At 62.0% G+C, this 532-nt stretch carries 1 protein-coding gene; it reads right to left on the bottom strand.

Annotation, left to right across the window (positions count from 1 at the left end):
• A partial coding sequence (locus tag ACODTJ_RS29200) for a recombinase family protein (RefSeq protein ID WP_488851735.1) occupies nt 1-347 on the bottom strand: 347 nt, incomplete at its 3' end.
• Between the last annotated feature and the right edge of the window lie 185 nt (nt 348-532).

Below are 532 nucleotides of genomic sequence, written 5' to 3'. Positions count from 1 at the left end.
GCACGGGCTGCGCGAAGACCGGCCTGGGTACGCTCGCGGAGAAGCTCGACCTCCATCTGGCCCAAGGCCCCGAGAACGTTGAACATGAAGCGGCCCGCTGGGCTGGTCGTGTCGAAGCCCTCAGTGATGCTCTTCAGGCCGATCTCTCTCGCCCGCAGGTCTTCGGCGACATCGAGCAGGTGCCGGATCGAGCGGGCCAACCGCGACAACGAGTAGATCGTGATCACGTCGCCTGGGCGGGCATGGTCGAGCAACTTCTTCAGTTCGGGACGGTCCGCCTTCAAGCCCGAGGCCGTCTCGATGTAAAGCTTCTCGCATCCGGCTGCCGTCAGCGCGTCGATCTGCAAGGCATGGTCCTGCGACGCTTGTGAACATCGCGCGTACCCGATCTGCATCCAGCCTCCCTCGCAAAACTCATCGCGAGGAGGTTCTCATGAGAAAGAGGTTTTGCAATCGAATTGTGCGACACCGTCGTCAGCAGAATCCCCCACGATCTCGCCCACATCACGTGCCTCGCGGAAACGACCGTTTG

Source organism: Allobosea sp. FG18, from assembly GCF_057809495.1.
This window is presented reverse-complemented; position numbering and strand designations above follow the sequence as displayed.